This is a genomic window from Tateyamaria sp. Alg231-49, assembly GCF_900143535.1.
Classification (GTDB): domain Bacteria; phylum Pseudomonadota; class Alphaproteobacteria; order Rhodobacterales; family Rhodobacteraceae; genus Tateyamaria.
Genome location: NZ_FRFA01000003.1, coordinates 137,809 through 161,438, shown reverse-complemented (window position 1 = coordinate 161,438; position 23,630 = coordinate 137,809). Strand labels below are relative to the sequence as shown.

Below are 23,630 nucleotides of genomic sequence, written 5' to 3'. Positions count from 1 at the left end.
CATGTCTGGCGGACTTGGGAATCTAATCAAAACACTACAGATCGATACGCGGCTTTTGGGCATGGTTGGTGCCTTTGTGCTGATCGCGTTGGTCTTTCACATTGCGACGGGTGGGACGTTCCTGACACCTCGCAACCTATTTACACTGACGTTGCAGACCGCATCGGTTGCCGTGATGGCGACGGGCATGGTGTTTGTCATCGTCACCCGCAACATCGATCTGTCGATCGGCTCGTTGCTGGGCATCATTGGTATGGTGATGGGCGTCATTCAGGTGCAAATCCTGCCTGACATCGTAGGCTTTGGTAGCCCTGCGATCTGGATAATTACCGTAACCATCGGTATTCTGATGGGGGCCGCGATTGGTGGCTTTCAAGGCTGGTTGATCGGCTATCTTGCGATCCCGTCCTTTATCGTCACATTGGGCGGTCTGCTGATCTGGCGCGGTGGCGCTTGGTGGGTGTCGCGCGGTACGACAATTTCTCCGCTTGATCCGAACTTTGTAATGCTCGGAGGCGCAACCGGTACTATTGGGGTCACAGCGAGTTGGATACTGGCGCTGGTCGGTTCCGCCCTCACTGTCTGGTTCCTGATCAACACGCGGCGCAAGCACATTGGCCATGGTTTTGCGGTTAAACCCGTCTGGGCGGAATATGCATTGGGCGCGATCCTTGTCGGTGCGATCTGCGGGATCACCGCAATCATGAACGCCTATCTGGTGCCTACGCGCATTCTGCAACGCCGCTTCGAGCGCGAAGGGCTGGAAATGCCCGAGGGTTACACAGAAGCCTACGGTTTCCCGATTTCGGTTCTGATCGTGCTGTTCGTTGCCATAACGATGACCATCGTAGCTAAGAAGACCCGCTTTGGTCGCTACATCTTTGCAATGGGTGGCAACCCGGATGCGGCAGAATTGTCTGGCATCAACACGCGCTTGCTGACCGTCAAAGTGTTTGCCCTGATGGGTGCGCTGACGGCTATTGCCGGTGTGATTGCCTCGGCCCGTTTGGGTTCGGCCGGCAGTTCGCTGGGTGAGTTGGACGAATTGCGGGTGATCGCGGCCGCTGTGATCGGTGGCACGGCCCTTGCGGGGGGTGTCGGTACGATTTACGGCGCAATCCTTGGCGCCTTTATCATGCAGGCCCTTGTCTCTGGCATGGGTATGGTGGGCGTGGACTCGCCGTTGCAGAACATGATCGTGGGGGGCGTTCTCATTCTCGCCGTCTGGATCGACATTCTTTATCGTCGCAGAACGGGAGACAGCTAATGAGCACCCCACTTCTTGAAATGCGCAATATCTCCATCCACTTTGGTGGGATCAAGGCCGTGGACGACGTGTCCATCGACGTGATGCCGGGCGAAGTTGTGGGCCTTCTGGGTCACAACGGTGCGGGAAAATCCACACTGATCAAAATTCTTGCCGGCGCCTACGCCAAAGACAGCGGCGAAATTTATGTGGATGGCAAAAAGGTTGAAATCAACAACCCCCGTGATGCACGCGATCTGAACATCGAGACGATCTATCAGACGCTCGCGTTGTCCGACAATCTGGATGCAGCTTCCAACCTGTTTTTGGGGCGCGAAATCACGACTGCGTTCGGGTTGGTGGATGACACCAAGATGGAGGCCGAAAGCCGCAAGATCATGGCGCGGCTCAACCCCAACTTTCAACGGTTCTCAGAACCGGTGCGGTCGCTGTCGGGTGGCCAACGCCAGTCGGTCGCCATCGCGCGGGCGGTCTATTTCAACGCCCGCATCCTGATCATGGACGAACCCACGGCGGCGCTCGGGGTGCATGAGACGGCCATGGTTGCGGACCTGATCAAAGAGCTGAAAGCCCAGGGCCTCGGCATCTTCCTGATCAGCCACGACACCCGTGAAATGATGGAGTTGTGCGACCGTGTGTCTGTGATGAAAAACGGACAACTCATTGGCACTGAACGGGTCGAAGATGTGACCGAAGACGATGTGCTGTCGATGATCATCATGGGCAAGAAACCCGGAGAGACCGTCGATGCGTGAAGACGCAAGCGCTCCAAGCCTCGTTGCTGACGTCGGGGGCACAAATTGCCGCTTGGCGTTGGCGGACGAAAGCGGAGTGCGCGCAGATACCGTCCGACGGTTTCGAAACGACAACTTTGCCAGCTTTGCGGACCTCGCACGTGGCTACATCGCGGACCAGCCGCCGCTGGCTTCGGCGGCGATTGCCATCGCTGGACCCGTGGGCAAGGGCGAAGGACGGCTGACGAACCGGGATTGGCACTTTGATGCGGTTGGCCTTGAGACAGAGTTGTCTCTGCCTCGTGTGCATCTGCTAAATGACCTCGAAGCCTTGGGACACGCGATCTGTGTTTTACCTGACGCATCGTTGACGCATTTAGGTGGCACGCCAACGCCGGACGAACCGCAAGCGCTCGTCGTGGGGCTTGGCACGGGCTTTAACGTTGCATTGACGCATCGCCCGTCTGGCATCGTCTTTTCGGCCGAGATGGGGCATGCGCGTCTGCCCCATTCGGTCGAAGCGATTGTCGCGGAGGCCGTTGGCGATGCTGACGTTTTCGACACGGTTGAGCATTTGCTGGCAGGCCGAGGCCTTGCCAAATTGCACATGGCGCGCACGGGGCACAGTTGTGACCCCGAACATGTGGAAGCGTCCGAAGGCGGGTGTGAAACGCTGGCGGTTGCGGCACGTGCTCTTGGCGCTTTGGTGCGTGAGATTGCCTATATCTACCTGCCAGAGGGCGGCATTTACTTCAACGGCAGTCTGGCGCGCACATTGCTTGGCAGTGAAACGCGGGCCTTGGCGTTAGAGCCTTTGCAGGGCGAAGACGCGTTTGACGGGCGGATGGCGCGCATTCCGACCTATTTGCTCAATGACGATGCGTCGGCCTTGCATGGGTGCGCACGGTTTTTGGCGGTGGGCACGACCTAGAACCGAAGGCCCCTCACATGGCGCGGGCAAGTTCTGTGATCGTGTCAAAGGCCGTGTTGAAATCCCGTTCCTCGCAATCAAACTGACCAGCGGTGAACCGGATCACCTTTTGCCCGTCCACAAGCGTTTGAGTGAGGTAGATGCGCCCATCATCGTTGATCGCGTCGACAAGCGCCTGCGTTTGATCATCTGAAGCGCCTGCTGCCTTGAATGTCCAAAGTGACAGGATCGGTTCGGTCACAATTACAAAGTCCGCCTCTGCTCTGAGCCGCTCGCATAGGGCTTGCGACCACTTTACATGATTTCGGATGCGGGTGCGCAGACCTTCCATGCCGTAGTGCCGCATCAGGAACCAGAGTTTCAGCGCACGAAAGCGGCGGCCCAAAGGGATCGACCATTCCGAATAGTCAGTGACGTCCTCTGTCCCATGGGTTTTCAGGTATTCGGGACGAATGGCAAGTGTTTGGCGCAGCACGTCCGGATCACGCAGGAAATGGGCAGCACAGTCAAACTGTGCACCCAACCACTTGTGCGGGTTAAAGACGATACTGTCGAACTGGTCCGCACCTGTCCACAGGGCCCGGAATTCAGGGCAGATCATGGCCGAACCCGCCCAAGCGGCATCCAGATGGGTATAGAGGTCATGCTCTTTGGCGATTGCGGCGACGGCCTCCAGATCATCGCAGGCGCCCATGCCGGTGGCCCCGGTCGCCGCGATGATACCTGCGGGAATCCGACCCGCCGCCTTGTCCTCGGCTATGGCTGTCTCAAGGTCCAGCGGATCCATGCTGCGCAAATCGCCCGTGGTGCGGATTTTGACCAGATTGTCCGAGCCGATGCCCGCGACCCAGATGGCGCGGTCGATTGAGGAATGTACCTGATCCGAACAATAGATGCGCAGCTGGGGGGCGCCGTGCAGCCCTTCGATGTTGCCACGGAAATTCAACGCCCGCTCGCGCATGGTCAGCACAGCGGCAAGTGTGGCCGAAGACGCGCTGTCCTGAATAACGCCCTGATAGATGTCCGGCAGGCCAAGTCCATGGCACAGCCACTCCATCATGCGCGTTTCCATCTCTGTCGCTGCCGGAGACGTCTGCCACAGCATGCATTGTGGCGCGATGATCGATGCGAGGAATTCGGCAAGCACCGAGGCGGGTGCTGCATTGGAGCTGAAATAGGCAAAGAAACGGGGGTGCTGCCAATGGGTGATGCCGGGCATCACGACCTTCTCAAAATCCGCCATGATCGCGCCAAGATCGCATCCGTCTTCTGGCGGGGTGTCGTCCAGTTGGCGCGCAGTGTCTCCCGGAGCAGTCTGGGCGCGCACGGGCCGGTCGCGCAAGGTTGTATGATAGGCGGCGCCCCAGTCTGCGGCGTCTTTGGCGTGTTTGGCGAAATCATTCCAGCTCATGGGCGTCCTTTCTGGCGGGCGGCGCACCACAGTGCGCCTTACGCAGATATTTGTCAGGCAGAGGTGTCCTCTGCCGCTGATAGAGTGCCACAGTTTCTGTGGCATTGGGAAATGGTCTGCAGATGATCGGGGAAGGCGTTTGGCCGAACTGGCATTGTCACACCCCCAGTCGTGGGATTTTTGGGTCCCCGGTTGCGATGCCTATATGTTTTTGTTCCATGTAGAACTCGAACGACCAATCCCCGCCATCTCGTCCAATCCCGCTGGCTTTCATGCCGCCAAAGGGGGTGGGTAAGTGCCGAACATTGGCCGAATTCACCCAGATCATCCCGGCCTCAAGCTCTTCGGTAAAACGCATGGCGCGCGCAATATCCGAAGTCCAGACATAGCCTGTCAGCCCGTAGGGCGTATCATTCGCGATTTTCAGCGCGTCGTCTTCGGTTGCAAAACGGATGGATGTCAGGACAGGGCCAAAAATCTCATCCTGGGCGATTGTCATCTCATTTGTGGCACCCGTGAATAGGGTAGGGGCCACAAACTGGCCGGTGTCGCCGATGCGCACACCACCCGCGGCAATCTTGGCCCCTTCGGCGCGTGCGGCATCAAAACTGGCCATAACCTTGGCGCGGTGCACCTCGTGGATCAGCGGGCCGACTTCAGTCGCCGGGTCCAGCGGGTGCCCGACCTTTATGGCATTGGCGCGGGTCGCCAATTTGCGTTCGAATTCATCCGCGATGGTGTTTTGAACCAATAGGCGTGAGGACGATGTGCATCGCTCACCATTGAGCGAGTAGATCATGAAAATCACGGCATCGAGCGCGGCTTCCAGGTCGGCGTCGTCAAACACGATGATGGGGTTCTTGCCGCCCAGTTCAAAATGCACCCGCTTCAGTGTTGGCGCACCCTGCGCCATGATGGCTGACCCCGTGGCGGACTCGCCGACAAAGGCGATTGCCCGGATCGCGGGATGTTGGGTAAGGGCCTTTCCCGCCTCTTCACCCAGCCCGTTTATCAGGTTCCAGACACCGGGGGGCAGTCCGGCCTCTTCGGCGATGTCCATCAGGATGCGGGCGGTCCACGGGCTGAACTCGGCTGGTTTGTGTACCACGGTGCAGCCCGCCGCCAGCGCTGGCGCGATTTTCCACGTAGACAACATAAAGGGCGTGTTCCACGGCGTAATGACGCCGACAGGTCCCAGCGGTACTCGGGTTGTGATGTTCATCAATGTGGGTGAGGGCAGCGATTGGCCGTCGCGTGCGCCGGGTGCCCTATCAGCGAAAAAGCGGAAGTTGTCGGCACCGCGCAAGGCGGCCTTGGACATGAACCGCAACGCTTGGCCCGTGTCCCAACATTCACAGAGTGCAATTTCCTCGGCTCTCGCCTCAATCCCATCCGCGATGGCGTGTAGGATCGCCTTGCGGTCAGTTGCGGCCATATCGCGCCACGCCGGAAAGGCTGCTTTGGCCGCTTGGGCTGCGGCATCCACATCCGCGGCGTTACTGCGGGCGACCTGTGCAATAACGCTGTCATCAACGGGCGACGTTGTATCGAACCACGCACCACTTGCTGCCGGCACGGCTTGGCCGCCAATGTGGTTAAGGATGCCATAGCGTCCAACGTCCGCCAGATACGGAGCAAGTGCAGCAAGGTTGTGGTCTAGTTCAGACATGTGCTTAAAACTCAAACAGAGTTCAAATAATGAACCGATGGACGCAAAAATATATTGCAAGCCGAAGCGAGGTGCGTCAAGCTTTGCAAATGTCGACGATTGCAAAAGCGCTTCAACTCTTGGACCTGTTCTCGGATTCGCAACCGCAAATGGGTCTGTCAGATGCGCAACGTCTGACGGGCCGAGACAAGGCCACCGTTCATCGTCACCTCAGCGCACTGGAAGAGGCCGGGTTCCTAGAACAGGACGCCTCGACACGCGCCTACCGTCTTGGACCTGCTTTGACGCGGCTGGCTGGGATGCGCGCGCGCACAGTGCCCGAGGTCGAAATGGTGCGTACGGTCGTGGATACGCTCAGCCGCACGGCGGGTGAGTTGGTACATGTCAGCCGCTTGCAAGGCTTTGATCTGGTTGATGTCTATCACGCCGAACAGCACGATCATCCGGTGCGCGTCAGCTTTGATGCCTATGGCCTGCCCCCTCTGTTTGCGACGTCATCGGGCAAAGCCTACCTCGCCTATTCCCCCGGTGGTGTGCTGGACCTTGCGCTGGCTGATCCGCGCACATGGCTGCCGGGCGCAGAGGCGCCAGACAAGGGTGCGTTGCTCACAGAACTCAAATCTATTGCGCGGCGGGGGTATGCCCGCAACCGCGATGCATTGCGTCTTGGCGTGTCGTCGGTTGCCATCCCGGTGTTTGATGCGGCGGCGCGGGCAACAGCCACCTGTTCCATCGCCTATCCCACAAGCCGGGGTGGCAATGCGGCGGAAACGCGCCTTGCCCGCCTGCTCATGTCCCATGGGTGCGACATTACCGAAGCGATGGGCGGTGCCGTGCCGCCCGATGTTCAATCCATCTGGACTCCGAGCCGTGAAAGGGCCGCGTCATGAAAGACAGCAATTTCCTGAAGGAAAACAATGCCCGCCAAGTCTGGCAACCTATGGCCCACCCCGCAGACAGCGCCGCCAATCCACCAACAATCCTCACGGAAGGTGAGGGCGTGTATATCACCGATGTGGACGGCCACCGTACCATCGACGCTGTCGGTGGGCTGTGGAACGTCAACCTTGGCTACTCCTGCGACCCGATCAAGGCCGCCATCTCAGAACAGCTTGAGGCGCTGCCTTACTATTCGCTCTTCCGGGGCACCACGAACGATAAGGCGATCGAGCTGGGATATCTGCTCGCCGACCTTTTCGCGCAAGACGGAATGACGCGGAGCTTTTTCACATCTGGTGGGTCTGACAGCATCGAAGTGGCGCTGAAATTCGCGCGCCAATATCACCGCATCCGGGGCGAGGGCACGCGGACCAAGTACATCAGCCTCGAAAAAGGGTATCATGGTACGCACTTTGGCGGCGCTTCGATCAACGGGAATTCCAAGTTCCGAAACAGTTATGAACCGCTTTTGCCGGGCTGCTACCACATTCCGGGCCCCTACCTTTATCGCAACCCGTTTGGGGCCGAGACCGACGAAGAACTGGCCAAGCTGTCTGCTGCGATGCTGGAGCGCGAGATTGCGTTTCAGGGGGCCAACACCGTGGCGGCTTTCATCATGGAGCCTGTTTTGGGCGCAGGTGGCGTGCTGCCGCCGCATCCGTCGTTCATGCCGATGGTGCGCGACATTTGCGACAAACACGGCGTCCTGCTGATCGCGGATGAGGTGATCACTGGGTTTGGGCGCGCCGGATCGGCCACGGGTTCACGTCATTGGGGGGTGCAGCCCGATCTGATGTGCACCGCCAAGGCCATCACCAATGGCTATTTCCCGTTTGGAGCCGTGATGATTTCTGAGCGGGTGGTCTCCGTATTTGAGGACGACGAGACCGGGATGGCGTCAGTCGATATGGGCTATACTTATTCCGGGCATCCCGTTGGTGCGGCTGCTGCTGTTGCGTGCATGACCGAGACGATGCGCATCCGACCTTGGGAAAACGCGGCGCTCTTGGGTCCAAAACTCAAGGCGGGATTAGAAGAGCTTGCCACCCGATATGACGTGATTGGCGATGTGCGCGGTGAGGGGCTGATGTGCGCCATCGAGCTTGTCAGTGACCGGGCCACCAAAGCGCCGGTGGGCAAATCGGTGCCCCTCGACTTTCAGAAAGCGGCCTATGAGGACGGCGTGATGATAAGGGTTTCGGCCAACAACGCGATCATGTCGCCGCCCTTGATACTGGAGGCAGATCACGTGGACAAAATCCTGTCCGCCGTTGAGACAGGCCTGAAAGCGGTCAGCGCCTGATGAAAAGCAGGGCGTCCGCCAAAGCACTTAAGAGTGCGGTGCGGGACGCCCCGATGCGGACAGGAGTCGCCACGCCTCCCTTTGTCAGCGCCTGCCCACCGGCGCGGCGGATCAATGTCGAGGATGTGAACGATTTTCGCCGCACGCGCGGAGACTTGGTGTTTTCGATCTTCATGGTCTGTGTCGTGCTGTTTTTCTTCGCTTTTTTCTTCACCCAGACAGGCTGGGAGGATCGCAAGCTGCCCGCCAATATGGCCCGCTACTGGATGGATCAGTTCGGGGTGACGGCCCCTGAAGGGCGGTTGTCGCGTCTGGGCCGTATCATCAAACAGGGGTGGTTTGCGCCACTGGTGTGTGTGTGCATCCTTGTGCCCGCCGCCCTTTGGAACCTGCAAGGGGCGTGGCGTGCCCACGCGTGGCGTGCGCGATTCAAACAACCCACTGCCGTTGGGCATGAATTGCTGCAATGGCTGCGCGCGTTGGAATTTGTCGCCTGGTTCGTGGCCTACACACTGCTGGTGCCGGTGCTGGGCTACTTGGTGGCCACACTGATCTTGGGGACGGCCCTGCCATGGCGGCTGGGGTATCGCGGTCTGCGATGGTTCGGCATTTGCTTTGCGGCCAGCTTTGCCATCGTGCTCGTGTTCCGCTCGGGCCTGCAAATCCGCACGCCGGTGAACATCTGGCTTTATGACCAACTGCCTCAAGGGTTGGAAACCTTTATGCAGGTCTGGTTCTGAGATGGAGGCACTTTGGGCAGGTATCGACAATCTTGCCAGCTGGCCCGTTTTGGCCGCGATCCTGATCGGGTCGGTGGGAGGGCTGGCCATCGGTGCCGTGCCCGGGATTGGCCCCGCCATCGCCATTGCGATCCTGCTGCCTGCGACCGTGTTCCTCGACGATCTGGTCAGTCTTGTGCTGTTGCTCGGCGTTTACGGCTCATCCATGTATGGCGGTGCAATCCCCGCGATCCTGATCAACACGCCCGGCACGCCGGTCAATGCGCTGACCACCTATGACGGATACGCCATGACCCGACGAGGAGAGGCCGCGCGCGCCTTGTCGCTCGCCTATGCGGCCTCGTTTTTTGGGGGCTGTTTTTCGATCATTCTGGGCCTGTCCGCGCTGATGCTGTTTGGCCCTTATCTGCGTGATCTTGGGGCGCTGTTTGGGCAACGCGATATCTTTATGGCCGCAGCCCTTGGCGCTGTTCTGTTGGTGGCTGCGCACCGCAAGACCATGGGCATCGCGGCGCTGCTCTTTGGCCTTGGCTTTCTCATTGCGATCATCGGGCGGCAGACCACGCGCCAGATCGACCGCTATACCTTTGACATCGAATACCTCTATCCGGGTTTCAACTTGATCGTCGTCATTGTGGGCATCTTTGCGATTTCCCAAGCGCTGTTCCTGCTAACGGGCAAGGACACAGACCCGCCCCACGCGCGCCTGAAGGGTGGGTTGCTGCGCGGGTTTGGTGAGTTGAACCGGTTCAAACCGGTGGCCCTGATCAGCGCCGGCTATGGCACCATAATGGGGATCATTCCCGGCGTGGGCGAGTTTGTCGCGCAGTTCTTCAGCTACTCAACCGCGCGGGCCATGTCGCGCGATCCGGGCAAGTTCGGGCGTGGTGCGCCGGATGGTCTGATCGCCTCGGAGGCCTCTAACAACGCTGTGCCTGCGGCGGCTATGGTGCCATTGCTCGCGCTTGGTGTTCCGGGCGAGGCGCTCACAGCCATGATGATGGTCGTCTTCTTTGATGCGGGTATCAAACCGGGTCCGGACATCTTTGACAACAATCCCGACTTCTTGTTCTCGCTGTTCTTTGCGCTGCTGATCATCAACGTGCTTGTCGTCATCACGCTGTTGATCTCGACCCGCCATATCGCGCGGATCATCTATATTCCCAACCGCCTGCTGGGTGCATTTATCCTGATCCTCGCCTTTGTCGGAGTCTTTTCGATCCGCAACTCGTTTACCGATTGCATGTTTGCCGCCGGGTTCGGTTTCCTTGGCTTCATTCTGCGCCGTCTGGACTGGCCGCTGGTGCCTATCGTTCTTGGGCTCGTTTTGGGATCAATCATGATCGAAAAACTGACAGCCGGGTCGGGGCAGATCAAAACCGTGGTCGATCTGGTCAACCGGCCTGTGTCGGGCACTCTTTTTGTCGTCATCCTGATCGTGATCGGTGTCACGATCTTCACCAGCCTTCGCACCCGAAGGTTCGAACATTAACCAAAAGCAAAACAAACTCAGGGAGAGTAAAAATGAAAAAGCTTTTGACTACGGCGGCCTTTGCGGTCGCAACCTTGGCCAGCCCCGCGCTGGCAGAGTACCCAACCGGCCCCGTGCAGTTCATCGTGCCGTGGCCTCCCGGTGATTTTGAGGACATCCTGACACGCATGATCGCCGCCGATATGGCCGAAGCGACAGGGCAACCTGCATCGGTTGTGAACCGCCCCGGTGGCGGCGATGGCCCGTTCCCCGGCGCGCTTGAAGTGCTTGAGGCGCCCAATGATGGATCGGTCATCGGGTCCTTTGTGATCGGTGTTCCGATTGTCGGCCCCAAGATCGACATCGGCATTGAAGAAGACAGCTTTGTCCCCGTCGGCATCTTTCTGACCTACCCGTTTGTGTTGGCCGCATCCGGCGATGCGCCCTATTCCAACATGGCGGAATTGGCGGAATACGCGAAAGGTAATGACGTCGTGCTGGGCCACTTTGGCGCTGGTCTGACGCCGACAGCGGTCTCCATGGCAGCGGCCATAAAGATGGACTTTGAGTTCGCCGACGACAGTGCCTTTGATCTCTTGGATTGCAACACGCTGTCTTCGGGCGATGCGGATGTGATCAACACCACGCTTGCGCTGATCGAACCCTGTCTGGGTGAAATCAACGTGCTGGCGAACATTGGCGAAAACCCAATCGCCAAACTGGACGGGGTCGAAACGATCGCTGCGCAATCCGGCGTCAATGACGTCGAGTTGTGGAACGGGTTGTTCGTCACCAAGGGCACGCCCCAAGAGGTGATCGACACCATCGCCGCAGTCGCCGCCAAGACGATGGCGTCCGAGGCCGCGCAGACGCTGATGGCTGAAACCGGGGCCGCCGTTTACTGGCAGGGTCAGGCCGAAGCCGAGGCGCGGATCACCGCAGACCGCGCCAAATCGGCAGAGATCAACGAGATCTTGGGCCGTTAAAACAAGGGGGCGGCGCGTAGCGTCGCCCCTTTTGACAAAAGGAATGACATGACCCGTCTGAAACTCGGCATCTTGCAGGTGAACCACGACCGCTCTGTCGAGGTCGGCGATGCGTTCCCGGATGATGCACATCGCTTTCGCGATCTGTTTGATGCGCAAGATCAAAGATTTAACTACCGCGTCTACATGACCATTGGCGGCGAAGTGCCCGCGAGTGTGGATGAACAGGATGCGTTTCTGATCACCGGTTCGCCGCTAAGCGTGCTGGACGATCTGGCGTTTTTGCCTGCCCTTTATGACTTTATCCGCGCCTGTGATACGGCGCAAAAGCCACTTCTGGGGGCCTGTTTTGGCCATCAGGCCATCGCTGTTGCCCTTGGCGGTCAAGTGACGCGTCAGGACTGGAACATCGGGATCGATCAGGTCGATATCACGCAATCGCTGCCATGGATGACCCCGGACGCGTCCATACTGAACCTCTATCAGTTTCATCATGATGCGGTGACCCAACTGCCTGACGGCACCGTTCCTTATGCGCATTCAGCCAAATGCGCGGTCGCTGGATTCACCAAGGGCAGTCACATCTTCACCACCCAAACGCACCCGGAATTCACTGACCCGTTCATGCGCTGTGTGCTGGACTACACCCGCCCGATCTTGTCACCGACCCAGATCGCCGAAACAGAGGCCACGCTGGACAAGCGCAACGATGGCCCGGTCTTTGGACAATGGGCCACCCGCTTTTTCGGAGGTACCCCATGAAAAATCTGGCCGATCACGACAGCTTTGTCGACGGGGTGCCCCATGAAACCTTTGCGCAGATGCGCAGTGAGGCCCCGGTGCATTGGACGCCGGAATTTGGGGCCGACAAGGGCTTTTGGTCGCTGACCCGTTACGCCGATATTATGGCCGCGCAAAAAGAACCAACCACCTTTTCCAGCGCCCAAGGCATCCGGATCGAAGATCAGAGCCACGCCGAATACATGGCCCGCCGTACGTTTCAGGAAACCGATCCGCCTGAGCATTCGACCACCAGACGCGTGGTCAATCCGGCATTTGCAAAGCCAGTGATGGCGGGGTTTGAACCTGTAATCCGAGAGCTTGCCCGCGACATTGTGGATCAGGCGCTGCAACACGACGAATTTGACGGGATCGACCTGATCGCCAAGCGCCTGCCGATGCTGATGCTGGGCCGCATCCTTGGGGTGCCGGACGCTGACCTTGATTGGCTGGTGGAACGGGGCGACGCGCTGATCGGCAATACGGATCCGGATTTCACCGAAACCGTGATCGACAAGGTGAACACGGATGCCTACGCCATGATGCCTTTCCGCTCTCCGGCGGGCGTAGAGCTATATGATTATGCTGAAGAGATCCTAAAAGGCGCACGCAGTGTTGACGATGAGGGTATTCTGGCCCGCGTTCTGCGTGCCGAAGGCGGAGCGGTTCAGGGGCAGGATTTCAAGAATTTCTTTTGTCTGCTTGTGGCGGCAGGCAATGACACGACACGCTATTCCATTGCGATGGCGCTGTGGCTGCTGACACAGCAAAAGGATCTTCTGGGTCAGCTTCAATCGGGCGCCGTATGGGACACTTGTGCGGATGAATTCATTCGCCTTGCCTCGCCCACCTTGCATTTTCGCCGCACCGCCACGCGCGACATCGAGATGCACGGAGAGACCATCAAGGAAGGTGACAAGGTGCTAATGTGGTTTGTGTCCGGCAATCGGGACGCGGCCATGTTCAAAGATCCTCACACGGCCCATCTGGACCGCAGCCCAAACCGCCATATGGCCTTTGGTCAGGGCGGTCCGCATGTCTGTCTGGGCATGTGGCTGGCCAAGCTGGAACTGAAAGTTGTCCTGCAAGAGTTGGCAGGCCGCATCACCGGGCTGGAGGCCACTGCCGCCCCCACTTGGACCCGTTCGAATTTCATCTGCGGGGTCAAATCGCTGACCTTGCGCCCAACATTAAAGTGACGCCCATGACCCATCGCACCCGTGTTCTGTTTTGTGATCTTTTGAACCTGCCGCGTGGCAAATACATCCCCACGGACATTGCGGCCGGAGGCAAGGTTGGCTTTGCCCGGGGCGTGTTTGGCACCACATTTGACCGCGATCTTATCCCAGTGCCGGGGGCAGGGGTTTTTGACGGCCTCCCAGATATGGAATTGGCGCTGGACGGCGCACGTCATTCGGGTTGGCAAGCCGATACCGAGATCGCGCTGGGCACGCTGCAAACCCATGACGCCCCCTTTGGCCTGTGTGGGCGGGGGCGCTTGCAGGCGGCTGTGGCGGCGTGGCAAGCGCGGGGGCTCTCTCCAAAAGTCGGTTTGGAGTTAGAGGCTTACGTCTTTCAGCAGGATGCTGACGGGGTTTGGGGGCCCTATGACACGCCGGGTGCATTTGTCTACGGTACGGGCCCACAGAACGATCCGGCGGGATTGATGGATGCGCTATGGAGCACTGCGGCCGCGGCGGGTCTGCGCATCGATTCATTGAACGGAGAATATGACAACGGGCAGTTCGAATTGACGTTGCAGTTCGATGATGCGGTGGCCGCCTGTGACGCGGCATTTCTGTTCAAGACCATGGCGCGCGAGGTGGCCGCTGGCTTGGGTCTATTGCTGACCTTCCTGCCCAAGCCGATCCCGGATCGGGGTGGGTCGGGGATGCACATCAACTTCAGCTTCTCGGACGAAAGTGGTGCCAATGTGATCGCCCCCGATGGAGAGCTGTCGGACGTGGCCAAGGGCTGCATCGCAGGCATGATCCACCACCACGAGGGGCTTGCCGGACTGCTTGCAACCACTGTGAACAGCTATGATCGGCTGGGGCCTGCATCTATGGCGGGGTATTGGGCGAACTGGGCGGATGACCACCGCCTTGTCACGGTACGATCCTGCGTGACGTCGCCCAAATCGGCCCGGTTGGAACATCGGATGGCCGACTGTGCGACCAATCCATATCTGGCTGTAGCTGCCGTTTTGCAGGCCTCACTGCTGGGGGTTGAGAACGGGTATGCCATCCCGGACGCCGAAGATCTGGATGGGTTGGAAAACGTCCGGGCGACGCGGCATGTGCCCTCGGCGCTGGATCGCGCGCTGGACGCGCTTGATGCAGACAAGCCTTTGCGGATGGCCGTGGGTGAGGAGATTTGTGATGCCCTCATCTTCCTGAAACAGGACGAATGGAAGCGGTTGCAGGACAAATCCGTGGACGAGGTGCGTGACTACTATTTGCCTTTTGTCTGAAACGTCAGGTTCGGCGAGATTTAGCCTGTATTCATAAAAGCTTACGATCTCATCGGGGTATCACATTGCGTGCACAGACTACGCACAATCTGTGCACCGGACGTGTACCAAAGGGGTTTGTTAGCGCATCGTTCGCCGGGCGGGTGCCTCTGGCAACGGGTACGCCTTAGTCGTCGCTCAGTTCCATCGTCCACGGTGGATTTGCGCCCGCACGTGACACGGTGATCGCAGCGGCGCGCGCGGCGACTGTCAGCATATGGTGCAAAGTGGATTCCGACAGATCGGGGATGGCGCTGGGGTGCAATGCACCTTCGCTGCGCAGGGCGGCGAGGCATCCGGCATTGAACGTGTCGCCTGCGCCGACTGTGTCCACGACAGTCGCCTTTTGCGCAGGCACATGCAAATGCCGACCACTTTGCAGATAGGCGGTGGCTCCGTCGCCCCCTTCGGTCAGCAGGAACATCTTGGGACCGCGGGTCAAAATCTCTTTGGCTTTGTCTTCTAGCGACGCCTCGCCCGGGATCACCCAGTTCAGATCGTCATCGGACAATTTGATGATGTCTGCCCTCGCGATCAGAGCGTTCAGACGCGTGCGGTACCCTTCATGATCCGAGACAAAGCTGGGGCGAATATTCGGGTCTGCCATCACCAGCCGCCGCTCGGGCTGGGCAAGCGCGAGGGTCAGCAGGCTGTCGGCCACAGGCGGGTTGCACAAGCTGATGCCGCCAAAGAACATTGCCTCGATGTCAGAAGGCACCGGGTCGATATCGTCAGGCTGAATCTCGCGGGTCGCGGTGTCTTCGTCATAGAATGTGTAAGTGGCCTGCCCCTCGTCCAGATGCACAAAGGCCAGCGTCGTGTTGCGCGCACTGCGCACTGCGTAGGCGGTCGAGACGTGGCTGGCCGACATATGTTCGGCGATCATTGCGCCGAACGGGTCCGACGACAGGCCAGTGATCAGCCCCGTTGTGACGCCCAAACGCCCCAGCGCCACGGCCGTGTTCAGAACGGCGCCACCCACGTGAGGCACATAGGCCCCGGCCTCGTTCGGGATCATGTCGATTAAGGCTTCGCCGCAGCAGAGGATCATGTGGATGTCTCCGTCCAGATAATGTCAGCCGGGGCCGACTTGGTCCTTACCGTCGTGATATTCGGTACGTCGTTGGTGTCAATCCATGCTTGCGCATCTGGTTTGCTATGTTCGACCCAGCGGGCTTTTAGCCGTTCGATCAACAGATCCATCGGAGGGTTCAACGCGATGGACAGGGTCCAAAGGTCGTGCAGTTGGGTCCATGGGTGCTGCTGCAACAGAAGGTAGTTGCCTTCCACGACAACGGTTCTGCACGTGGCCGGAACCCGACCCGCACCAGCGATCGCAATTTCGCGGCTGCGGTCAAAAATCGGGTAGATAACCGGGTCAGGGGATTGCAGCGCCTTGATCATCCGCACGAATCCGTCTGCGTCGAAAGTGTTGGGTGCCCCTTTGCGGTTTTGCGTTCCGTCCGCGTGCAACAGCCGGTCGTCGAGGTGAAAGCCGTCCATAGGCACGACCGCACTCTCTTCACCTTGTGCTGTCAGGCGCGCGGACAGTGCTTGGGCCACAGTGCTTTTGCCACTTGCAGGCGGACCGGCAACGGCAACGAGGCGCCGATATGGGGAGGGCGCGCGCGCAAGAACCTGTGCGCAAACCTCGTCGAGTGTCATCTTAGGCTGCAATCTCGGGTTCGGCGGCACCTGTCATGTAGGCCACAGCGTCTGACATCGAATGATCCTTGGGGTCGATGACACAAAGCCTGCGCCCCAGCCGGTGCACGTGAATGCGATCCGCGATCTCAAAGACGTGGGGCATGTTGTGGCTGATCAAAATGATTGGGATGCCGCGCGCGCGCACGTCCTGAATCAGTTCCAGCACCTTGCGGCTTTCCTTGACCCCCAGCGCAGCGGTGGGTTCATCGAGGATGACAACTTTGGACCCAAAGGCGGCCGCACGGGCCACGGCCACGCCTTGACGTTGCCCACCCGACAGAGATTCCACAGCCTGATTGATGTTCTGAATTGTGGCCAGCCCCAGTTCAGACAGCTTTTCACGGGCGAACTTTTCCATCGCTGGTTTGTCCAGTTGGCGAAAGAGTGACCCCATGATCCCCGGTTTGCGCAATTCGCGTCCCATGAACATGTTGTCGGCGATAGAAAGGGCCGGAGACATGGCCAGTTGCTGATAGACGGTCTCGATGCCCTCTTCGCGTGCCTCGATGGGCGTGCGGAAGTTGATCTCGCGCCCCTCCAGCCAGACCTGACCTTCGTCCGGAATGGTCGCCCCCGACACGGCCTTGATCATCGAAGATTTGCCAGCACCGTTGTCGCCGATGACTGCAAGGATTTCGCCGGGCATCAGGTCAAAGTCGGCGTGATCCAGTGCGGTGACTTTGCCATATCGTTTGACCAGCCCGCGTGCTTTGAGAATGGGTTCCATTATGCTGCGACCTCCCGGATCCATTGGTCAACTGCAACGGCTGCGATGATCAGCAATCCGATGAGCATGAACGTCCACTGCGGGTCAGCGCCTGCCATGCGCAGGCCCAGTTCGAATACACCCACGATGAGCGCTCCGAACAGTGCCCCGGCAATCGAGCCACGCCCGCCAAAGAGCGATATGCCCCCGATCACCACGGCGGTGATGGCCTGAATGTTCCCGATCACGCCGGTTGTCGCGGATGGGGAGATTGAGCCGAACCGCCCGATCATCACCCAGCCTGCCAGACCGCAAATGCATCCGGCTGCCATGTAGACGGACATGTAGGTCTTGTGCACATCGACACCTGACAGCTGCGCGGCTTCCGGGTCGTCCCCGACAGCATAGACGTGCCGCCCCCAGGCGGTGGAGCGCAACGCATAAGCCAGTCCGATAAACAGGACGATCATCAGCACAACGCCGAGCGTAAAGGTCGCCCCGCCGAGCTGCAGCTTGGTTCCAAGGAATTGCAGAAATGCGGCCTCGGCCTCGATGTCCTGAGACCGGATCGTTTCATTGGACGAGTAGAGGTAATTGGCCGCCAGCACGATCTGCCACATACCAAGAGTGACGATGAAGGGCGGCAGTTTCATGCGGCTGACCAACCAACCGCTGATGGCCCCGAGGGCCGTGCCCACGGTGATGCCGATGGCCACCGAGATGGCTGGCGGTATCCCATAGCTGAACGTGGCCTTGCCCATGACGACGGTGCACAGGACTGCGATGGCCCCGACGCTGAGGTCGATGCCTGCGGTCAGGATAATCAGAGTTTGCGCGGCGGCCAGAACGCCGACGATCTGCACCTGTTGCAGGATGAGCGTCAGGGCGAATGGCGAGAAAAAGCGTGATCCCAGCAGGATCCCGAACAGGATCACTGAAAAGAGAAGGACAATGAGCGGTACGAGCGATGGCGTCTGGTGCAGCCTGTTTTGCACACGACCGACAAAGCCGGTGCGGGTGTCTTCGAACTGGGCGATGGTGTCGTCGGCGCCGCTGATGGCGGACTCGTGATTGTCAGAAGGTGACATCGCTTTCCCTTTGCTCTGGGTGGTGCAGGAATGGGGGCAGGCGTGGGGCCTGCCCCGATCACGGTGTTTGGGGTATGTTTTGCGCCTCAGAGTATGACCTCAGCGGCTTTGTCCGTAAAACCCTCAAACGCTCCTGTGGAGCGTTTGCCCGGGGCCGTTAGCCCCGGGTGCAGGATTCTATCCCCAGCAGCGGTCGGTGCCTTCGGCAACCGAGATGCTGTCTACGCCATCAGCAGGTTTGTCAGTGACCAGTGAAACACCTGTGTCAAAGAACGCTTTACCTTCTGTCGCTGCAGGCTTGGTGCCGTCCTTAGCCCATTGAGCAATCGCCTCGATCCCGAGCGATGCCATCAGCAGTGGGTATTGCTGTGATGTCGCTCCGATCACGCCATCGGCCACGTTTTGCACGCCGGGGCAGCCGCCATCGACGGACACGATCAGCACGTCGTTTTCACGACCAATGGCCTTGAGTGCCTCATAGGCCCCCGCCGCGGCAGGTTCGTTGATGGTATAGACCACGTTGATGGACGGATCTTTGGCCAGCAGGTTCTCCATCGCGCGACGGCCACCTTCTTCGTTGCCCGAAGTCACGTCGTTGCCGACGATGCGCGCATCATCCTCATCACCCCATTTGTTGGGGTCTTTGACGTCGATACCAAAGCCGGTAAGGAAGCCCTGATCGCGCAGAACGCCCACAGTTGGCTGGCTGATGGCCAGGTCGAGCATGCCGATCTTGGCATCTGCAGCTGCATCGCCCAGTGTGGCCGCAGCCCATGCACCGATCAGCTCACCCGCAAGGAAGTTGTCCGTCGCGAAGGTCATGTCGGCTGCATCAATCGGCTCGAGCGGGGTGTCGAGTGCGATGACCAGAAGGCCCGCGTCGCGTGCTTGCTGTACAACCGGCGTGATCGAGGACGTGTCGGACGCGGTCAGCAGGATGCCCTTTGCGCCGTTCGCGATGCAGGTTTCAATCGCCTGCACTTGGGTCTCGTGGTCGCCGTCCACTTTACCGGCATAGGAATTCAGCGTGATGCCCAGCTCTTCGGCTTTGGCAGTCGCACCTTCGCGCATTTTGACAAAGAACGGGTTCGTGTCCGTTTTGGTGATGAGGCAAGCAGAGATGCCGTGGCCGTCAGCAAAGGCGGCACCCGCCATAGCGGTCATGGCACAGACTGTGCCCAGTAAAAGTTTCTTCATGATATCCTCCCAGATGATATGTCACGCCGGACTTCCGCCCAACATTGACTGACCTAAGGGAAACGCGATTCTCGCTGCGTGTCAATTAATAAATAAACTTGATTTAATAACTCGCATGAGTCTGAATATTGTGCAGGGAGAAGATGTGTCATGACTTTGGATCACGTGCGCAGTCTGTCTGGCGGGATCAACCAGACCGGCGTGCGCGCCTACAACGAGCGACTGTTGCTGTCGATTTTGCAGCGCAACGGGGCGTTGCCTGGCAGCGAGTTGGCGCGCCGTACCGGCCTGTCGCCGCAAACCGCGTCGGTGATCCTGCGCAAGCTGGAACAAGACGGTTTGTTGCGCAAAGGGACCTCGGTCAAAGGCAAGGTCGGCAAGCCCTCCGTCCCGTTTACGCTGAACCCGGATGGTGTGTTTTCCCTTGGGCTCAAGGTGGGGCGGCGCAGTGCCGATCTGTTGGTTCTGGATCTGGAAGGTGTCGTACGCCACCAGTTGCGCGAAACCTATGACTACCCGTTGCCGGATACTGTATTCGGGTTCCTGCGCGACGGATATTCCAGCCTTATCAAGGAGATGCCCGAAGAGATGAGCAACCGGCTATGCGGCATTGGTGTCGCGGCTCCGTTCGAGATGTGGAACTGGAACGAATTGGTCGGCGCACCAGAAGCCGACTTTGCCGCATGGCATGACGCAGATTTTACCGCCGAAGCAGCGCAGATCACCGGGCTGCCGGTCTACATGGTCAACGACGCAACCGCGGCCTGCCGGGCCGAACATGTTTTGGGAATCGGCCGCGAGTTTCGCGACTATGTCTATTTCTTTGTCGGTGCATTCATCGGTGGCGGTATCGTGCTGGATCATGCGGTGTTCGAGGGCAATCAGCGCAATGCAGGGGCCTTTGGCCCGTTGCCTGTTGCCGACATAAATGGGGTTGAGCGGCAGTTGATCGAACTTGCTTCGATCAGCACCCTCGAATCGCGCCTTGTCGACGCGGGTGAGGACCCCCGCCAGCTTTGGCAGCAACCGCACGATTGGACGCATCTGGATCATTACGTTGAACCATGGCTGGATCAGGCAGCGCTTGCACTGGCTACGGCCATGACGGCGGCCTGTGCGATCATCGACTTTGAGGCAATGGTCATTGATGGCGCGATGCCGGCCGCTGTGCGCAAACGGCTGACCTACCTCACGCGCATGCACCTTGCGACCAAGGACATGCGTGGGTTGATCGCACCCGTCACGGTCGAAGGACAAATCGGCGCAAACGCGCGTGGCATTGGTGCAGCGGCAGGGCCAATCATCAGTCAGTTGATGCTCGACCGGTCAGCGGCGATGCTTGGTCACGGATAGCAAAGCCGGGCGGGTCGCCCGCCCGGTTCTTAGCGGTAGTGCAGGGACTGGCCATTGGCGAACAATTGCACCTTGGATGGAACCGCCGACACTTTGACAGTTGTGCCGCGCAGGCCCTGATGGATGCCGGGCATCTTGGCCAAAACAGGATCAGCGCCGCCTTCGCTGTGGAAGTAGAGGATTGTGACCTCTCCCAATGCCTCGGTGAAATCCACGACACCTTCGTAAACTGCATCGTCGCCCGTGGTCACTGTCATGTCCTCTGGCCGTACGCCGATATTGACCTTGAGACCCTTGTCCGCGTCCGTGGTGGGCACGTCAGAAGTTACGACGTAGCCAGTCGCCATCTTGATCTTGGTTTGAACACCGGTCTCGATCACCTCGCCGGGCAGCAGGTTCATCGCAGGAGAGCCGATAAACTGGGCCACAAACTCGTTCTCGGGACGCTCATAGAGTTCCAGCGGCGTGCCAACTTGCGCGATACCTTTGTTGGCCAGCACCACGATGCGGGTGGCCAGTGTCATCGCTTCGACCTGATCGTGGGTGACGTAGATCATGGTGCTGTCGGGCATGGATTCTTTGAGCTGCGCAATCTCGATCCGTGTGGCGACACGCAGTGCGGCGTCCAGATTCGAAAGTGGCTCGTCAAACAGATACACCTTGGGGTCGCGCACGATGGACCGACCAATGGCGACCCGCTGGCGTTGCCCTCCGGACAGCGCCTTGGGCAGGCGATCGAGGTATTCGTCCAGTTGCAGAATGCGCGCGGCCTTTTCGACGGCGGCGTTGATCTCTTCGTTGCTCTTCTTGGCCAGTTTCAGGGCGAACGTCATGTTGTCGCGCACGGTCATGTGTGGATACAGCGCGTAGGACTGGAAAACCATCGCGATGCCGCGCTGGGCCGGGGGGACGTCGTTGACCACGGTACCGTCGATCTCAAGCGTGCCGCCTGAAATCTTCTCAAGTCCTGCAATCATCCGCAAAAGCGTGGACTTGCCACAGCCTGACGGGCCGACAAAAACGATCAGCTCGCCCTTTTCGATGTCGAGGTTGATGTCTTTGAGCACGTCGACCGTGCCGCCATATGTCTTGGCAATATCCGTGAGTTTCAAATCAGCCATGGTCGTCCCCTCCCTTGGATGCGCCCGCTGGGTCGGGCGCTTGTTGGTATACGTCTAGGTTTTGCAGGCCAAGGCCACTTGCCAGGGCCCAAGGTGCAGTTGATTGTCCGCGCCCGGGCCGATGCTGCCCAGCTCCGCGCCAATGGTGGCCCAGTTGCCGGGTGGCAGGTCATGAGCCGCGGTTGTGTCGCTCAGGTTGATCGCGCAAAAGATGGTTTCGCCGTCGAGGTGGCGCGTGAAATAGACCACGTCGCCTGCCGCCTTCACGCCGTCATGGTCGCCCTTTTGCAGCGCGTGGTGTGATTTGCGAAAGCCGATGGCCTTGCGATAATGATGCAGCAGCGATCCCGGATCAGCCTCTTGGGCCGCGACCGAATTGTGCGCGTGTTCGGGGCTGACGGGCAGCCATGGATCGCCTGTTGTGAACCCTGCGTTCCGGTTGCTTGCTTCCCACGCCATTGGCGTTCGGCAGCCGTCTCGGCCCTTGAACTCGGGCCAGAATTCGATGCCGTATGGGTCCTGCAAGTCTTCAAAGGCCACGTCGGCCTCGTGCAGCCCCAGCTCTTCGCCCTGATAAATGCAGGTCGATCCGCGCAGGCACATCATCATAGTGGTAAAGGCCCGTGCCGCTGCCGGTGACAGGTTCCAGCGCGTCATGTGTCGGATCACGTCGTGGTTGGAAAACGCCCAGCAGGCCCAGCCGTCGCTGGCCACCCGGTCCACATCGCCCATCACTTTTTCCACCCGTTCCGCTGTAGGCACGGTGGGGGACAACAATTCGAAGCTGTAGCACATGTGCACCCGGTCATCGCCCGTCGTGTATTCGCCCATGATCTCAAGCCCCATCTGGGCATCGCCAACTTCGCCCACGGCGGCTGCGGCGTCGTATTCTTCCAGAACCGCGCGGAACCGTTCAAGAAAGGCGAGGTTTTCGGGCTGGTTTTTGGAATAAAGGTGAAGCTGGTGGTTATAGGGGTTCACCGACGGCGCGATGGAAGCATCGCGTTGGTCCTTAGGCAGGGCCGGATTGCTGCGCAATTCCTTGTCGTGGAAGTAGAAGTTGATGGTGTCGAGCCGGAACCCGTCCACGCCGCGATCCAGCCAGAACCGCACCACGTCCAGAAGGGCATCTTGCACCTCTGGCTCGTGGAAGTTCAGATCAGGCTGCGAGGTCAGGAAGTTGTGCAGGTAGTATTGCTCGCGTCGTCCGTCCCATTGCCAGGCGGACCCGCCAAAGATCGACAGCCAGTTGTTGGGCGGCGTGCCGTCCTCTTTGGGTTCGGACCAGACGAACCAGTTGGCCTTGGGGTTGGTCCGGTCCGCGCGGCTTTCGATGAACCACGGGTGTTCGTCCGACGTGTGCGACAGCACGAGGTCGATCATCACGCGCAGGCCCAAGGCGTGCGCGGTCTCGGTCAGGACGTCAAAGTCGGACATGGTGCCAAACATCGGGTCGACCCCGCGATAGTCCGACACGTCATAGCCAAAGTCCTTCATCGGCGACGTAAAGAACGGCGAAATCCAGATCGCATCCACGCCCAGCGACGCAATGTAAGGCAGACGCTGGGTGATCCCGTTGAGGTCACCGATCCCATCGCCATTGCTGTCTTGAAAGCTGCGCGGATAGATCTGATAGATCACCGCCCCACGCCACCAGTCTTTGTCCACCACCAGTGCGCTGCTCATATCGATGTTAGCCCTGTCGTTCATATCAC

At 59.4% G+C, this 23,630-nt stretch carries 21 protein-coding genes; 12 read left to right on the top strand and 9 right to left on the bottom strand.

Translation table 11 applies throughout. The annotated features are described in order from the left end of the window. Position 1: 1 nt before the first annotated feature. From DHN60_RS06715 to DHN60_RS06705, 3 genes are read left to right on the top strand one after another with little or no spacing between them, the layout of a single operon-like run. Positions 2-1,267, top strand: coding sequence for a sugar ABC transporter permease (locus DHN60_RS06715; RefSeq protein WP_108836513.1), 1,266 nt, complete (start codon positions 2-4; stop codon positions 1,265-1,267). After that, positions 1,267-2,022 (top strand): ATP-binding cassette domain-containing protein, encoded by a 756-nt coding sequence (locus tag DHN60_RS06710; RefSeq protein WP_108836512.1) that lies wholly within the window; start codon positions 1,267-1,269, stop codon positions 2,020-2,022. The genes DHN60_RS06715 and DHN60_RS06710 overlap by 1 nt, the downstream gene beginning before the upstream one ends. Continuing rightward, positions 2,015-2,932, top strand: coding sequence for a glucokinase (locus tag DHN60_RS06705; RefSeq protein ID WP_108836511.1), 918 nt, complete (start codon positions 2,015-2,017; stop codon positions 2,930-2,932). The genes DHN60_RS06710 and DHN60_RS06705 overlap by 8 nt, the downstream gene beginning before the upstream one ends. 13 nt (positions 2,933-2,945) lie before the next feature. Here the strand turns inward: DHN60_RS06705 and DHN60_RS06700 are convergent, their stop codons facing one another. Together DHN60_RS06700 and hpaE are read right to left on the bottom strand one after the other, a co-directional pair. Further along, positions 2,946-4,343: a pyridoxal-dependent decarboxylase gene (locus DHN60_RS06700; protein ID WP_108836510.1), complete on the bottom strand. Its 1,398-nt coding sequence runs from the start codon at positions 4,341-4,343 to the stop codon at positions 2,946-2,948. Between the two features lie 157 nt (positions 4,344-4,500). Beyond that, positions 4,501-6,012 (bottom strand): 5-carboxymethyl-2-hydroxymuconate semialdehyde dehydrogenase, encoded by a 1,512-nt coding sequence (hpaE, locus tag DHN60_RS06695; RefSeq protein WP_108836509.1) that lies wholly within the window; start codon positions 6,010-6,012, stop codon positions 4,501-4,503. Between the two features lie 89 nt (positions 6,013-6,101). Here hpaE and DHN60_RS06690 point away from each other — a divergent pair, with 89 nt between their 5' ends. Genes DHN60_RS06690 through DHN60_RS06655 form a run of 8 tightly spaced genes read left to right on the top strand, consistent with a single transcriptional unit; the run spans position 6,102 to position 14,704 of the window. After that, positions 6,102-6,902, top strand: coding sequence for an IclR family transcriptional regulator (locus DHN60_RS06690; RefSeq protein WP_159089137.1), 801 nt, complete (start codon positions 6,102-6,104; stop codon positions 6,900-6,902). Beyond that, entirely contained in the window at positions 6,899-8,254 is a 1,356-nt protein-coding gene (locus DHN60_RS06685; protein ID WP_108836507.1) for an aminotransferase class III-fold pyridoxal phosphate-dependent enzyme, read from the top strand. The genes DHN60_RS06690 and DHN60_RS06685 overlap by 4 nt, the downstream gene beginning before the upstream one ends. Continuing rightward, positions 8,254-8,994 (top strand): tripartite tricarboxylate transporter TctB family protein, encoded by a 741-nt coding sequence (locus tag DHN60_RS06680; RefSeq protein WP_108836506.1) that lies wholly within the window; start codon positions 8,254-8,256, stop codon positions 8,992-8,994. The genes DHN60_RS06685 and DHN60_RS06680 overlap by 1 nt, the downstream gene beginning before the upstream one ends. 1 nt (position 8,995) lies before the next feature. Beyond that, positions 8,996-10,486, top strand: coding sequence for a tripartite tricarboxylate transporter permease (locus DHN60_RS06675; protein ID WP_108836505.1), 1,491 nt, complete (start codon positions 8,996-8,998; stop codon positions 10,484-10,486). Between the two features lie 32 nt (positions 10,487-10,518). Further along, entirely contained in the window at positions 10,519-11,451 is a 933-nt protein-coding gene (locus DHN60_RS06670; protein ID WP_108836504.1) for a tripartite tricarboxylate transporter substrate-binding protein, read from the top strand. A gap of 48 nt (positions 11,452-11,499) precedes the next feature. Continuing rightward, the gene (locus DHN60_RS06665; protein ID WP_108836503.1) at positions 11,500-12,213 is read left to right on the top strand and encodes a type 1 glutamine amidotransferase; all 714 of its coding nucleotides are present in this window, start codon (positions 11,500-11,502) and stop codon (positions 12,211-12,213) included. Continuing rightward, positions 12,210-13,430 carry a cytochrome P450 gene (locus DHN60_RS06660; RefSeq protein WP_234423556.1) on the top strand — a complete coding sequence of 407 codons (1,221 nt, stop codon included), beginning with the start codon at positions 12,210-12,212 and terminating at the stop codon, positions 13,428-13,430. The genes DHN60_RS06665 and DHN60_RS06660 overlap by 4 nt, the downstream gene beginning before the upstream one ends. A gap of 5 nt (positions 13,431-13,435) precedes the next feature. Then, positions 13,436-14,704 carry a glutamine synthetase family protein gene (locus DHN60_RS06655; RefSeq protein ID WP_108836501.1) on the top strand — a complete coding sequence of 423 codons (1,269 nt, stop codon included), beginning with the start codon at positions 13,436-13,438 and terminating at the stop codon, positions 14,702-14,704. A 166-nt stretch (positions 14,705-14,870) separates the two neighbouring features. Here the strand turns inward: DHN60_RS06655 and DHN60_RS06650 are convergent, their stop codons facing one another. From DHN60_RS06650 to DHN60_RS06630, 5 genes are all read right to left on the bottom strand, one after another. After that, positions 14,871-15,794, bottom strand: a complete 924-nt coding sequence (locus DHN60_RS06650; RefSeq protein ID WP_108836500.1) for a carbohydrate kinase — start codon at positions 15,792-15,794, stop codon at positions 14,871-14,873. Continuing rightward, positions 15,791-16,408: an AAA family ATPase gene (locus DHN60_RS06645; protein WP_108836499.1), complete on the bottom strand. Its 618-nt coding sequence runs from the start codon at positions 16,406-16,408 to the stop codon at positions 15,791-15,793. The genes DHN60_RS06650 and DHN60_RS06645 overlap by 4 nt, the downstream gene beginning before the upstream one ends. A gap of 1 nt (position 16,409) precedes the next feature. Then, positions 16,410-17,177, bottom strand: a complete 768-nt coding sequence (locus DHN60_RS06640) for an ATP-binding cassette domain-containing protein (RefSeq protein ID WP_108836498.1) — start codon at positions 17,175-17,177, stop codon at positions 16,410-16,412. After that, positions 17,177-18,244 carry an ABC transporter permease gene (locus DHN60_RS06635; RefSeq protein WP_108836497.1) on the bottom strand — a complete coding sequence of 356 codons (1,068 nt, stop codon included), beginning with the start codon at positions 18,242-18,244 and terminating at the stop codon, positions 17,177-17,179. Before DHN60_RS06635 ends, DHN60_RS06640 begins: the two co-directional genes overlap by 1 nt. 177 nt (positions 18,245-18,421) lie before the next feature. Beyond that, entirely contained in the window at positions 18,422-19,441 is a 1,020-nt protein-coding gene (locus tag DHN60_RS06630) for a sugar ABC transporter substrate-binding protein (RefSeq protein WP_108836496.1), read from the bottom strand. Between the two features lie 150 nt (positions 19,442-19,591). On the opposite strand from DHN60_RS06630, the gene DHN60_RS06625 reads away from it, so the two are divergent. Beyond that, positions 19,592-20,794, top strand: a complete 1,203-nt coding sequence (locus DHN60_RS06625; RefSeq protein WP_108836495.1) for an ROK family transcriptional regulator — start codon at positions 19,592-19,594, stop codon at positions 20,792-20,794. 29 nt (positions 20,795-20,823) lie between these two features. Here the strand turns inward: DHN60_RS06625 and DHN60_RS06620 are convergent, their stop codons facing one another. Both DHN60_RS06620 and DHN60_RS06615 read right to left on the bottom strand, forming a co-directional pair. Continuing rightward, positions 20,824-21,915, bottom strand: coding sequence for an ABC transporter ATP-binding protein (locus tag DHN60_RS06620; protein WP_108836494.1), 1,092 nt, complete (start codon positions 21,913-21,915; stop codon positions 20,824-20,826). 54 nt (positions 21,916-21,969) lie between these two features. Beyond that, positions 21,970-23,625, bottom strand: a complete 1,656-nt coding sequence (locus DHN60_RS06615) for an alpha-amylase family glycosyl hydrolase (protein ID WP_234423555.1) — start codon at positions 23,623-23,625, stop codon at positions 21,970-21,972. Positions 23,626-23,630: the final 5 nt, after the last annotated feature.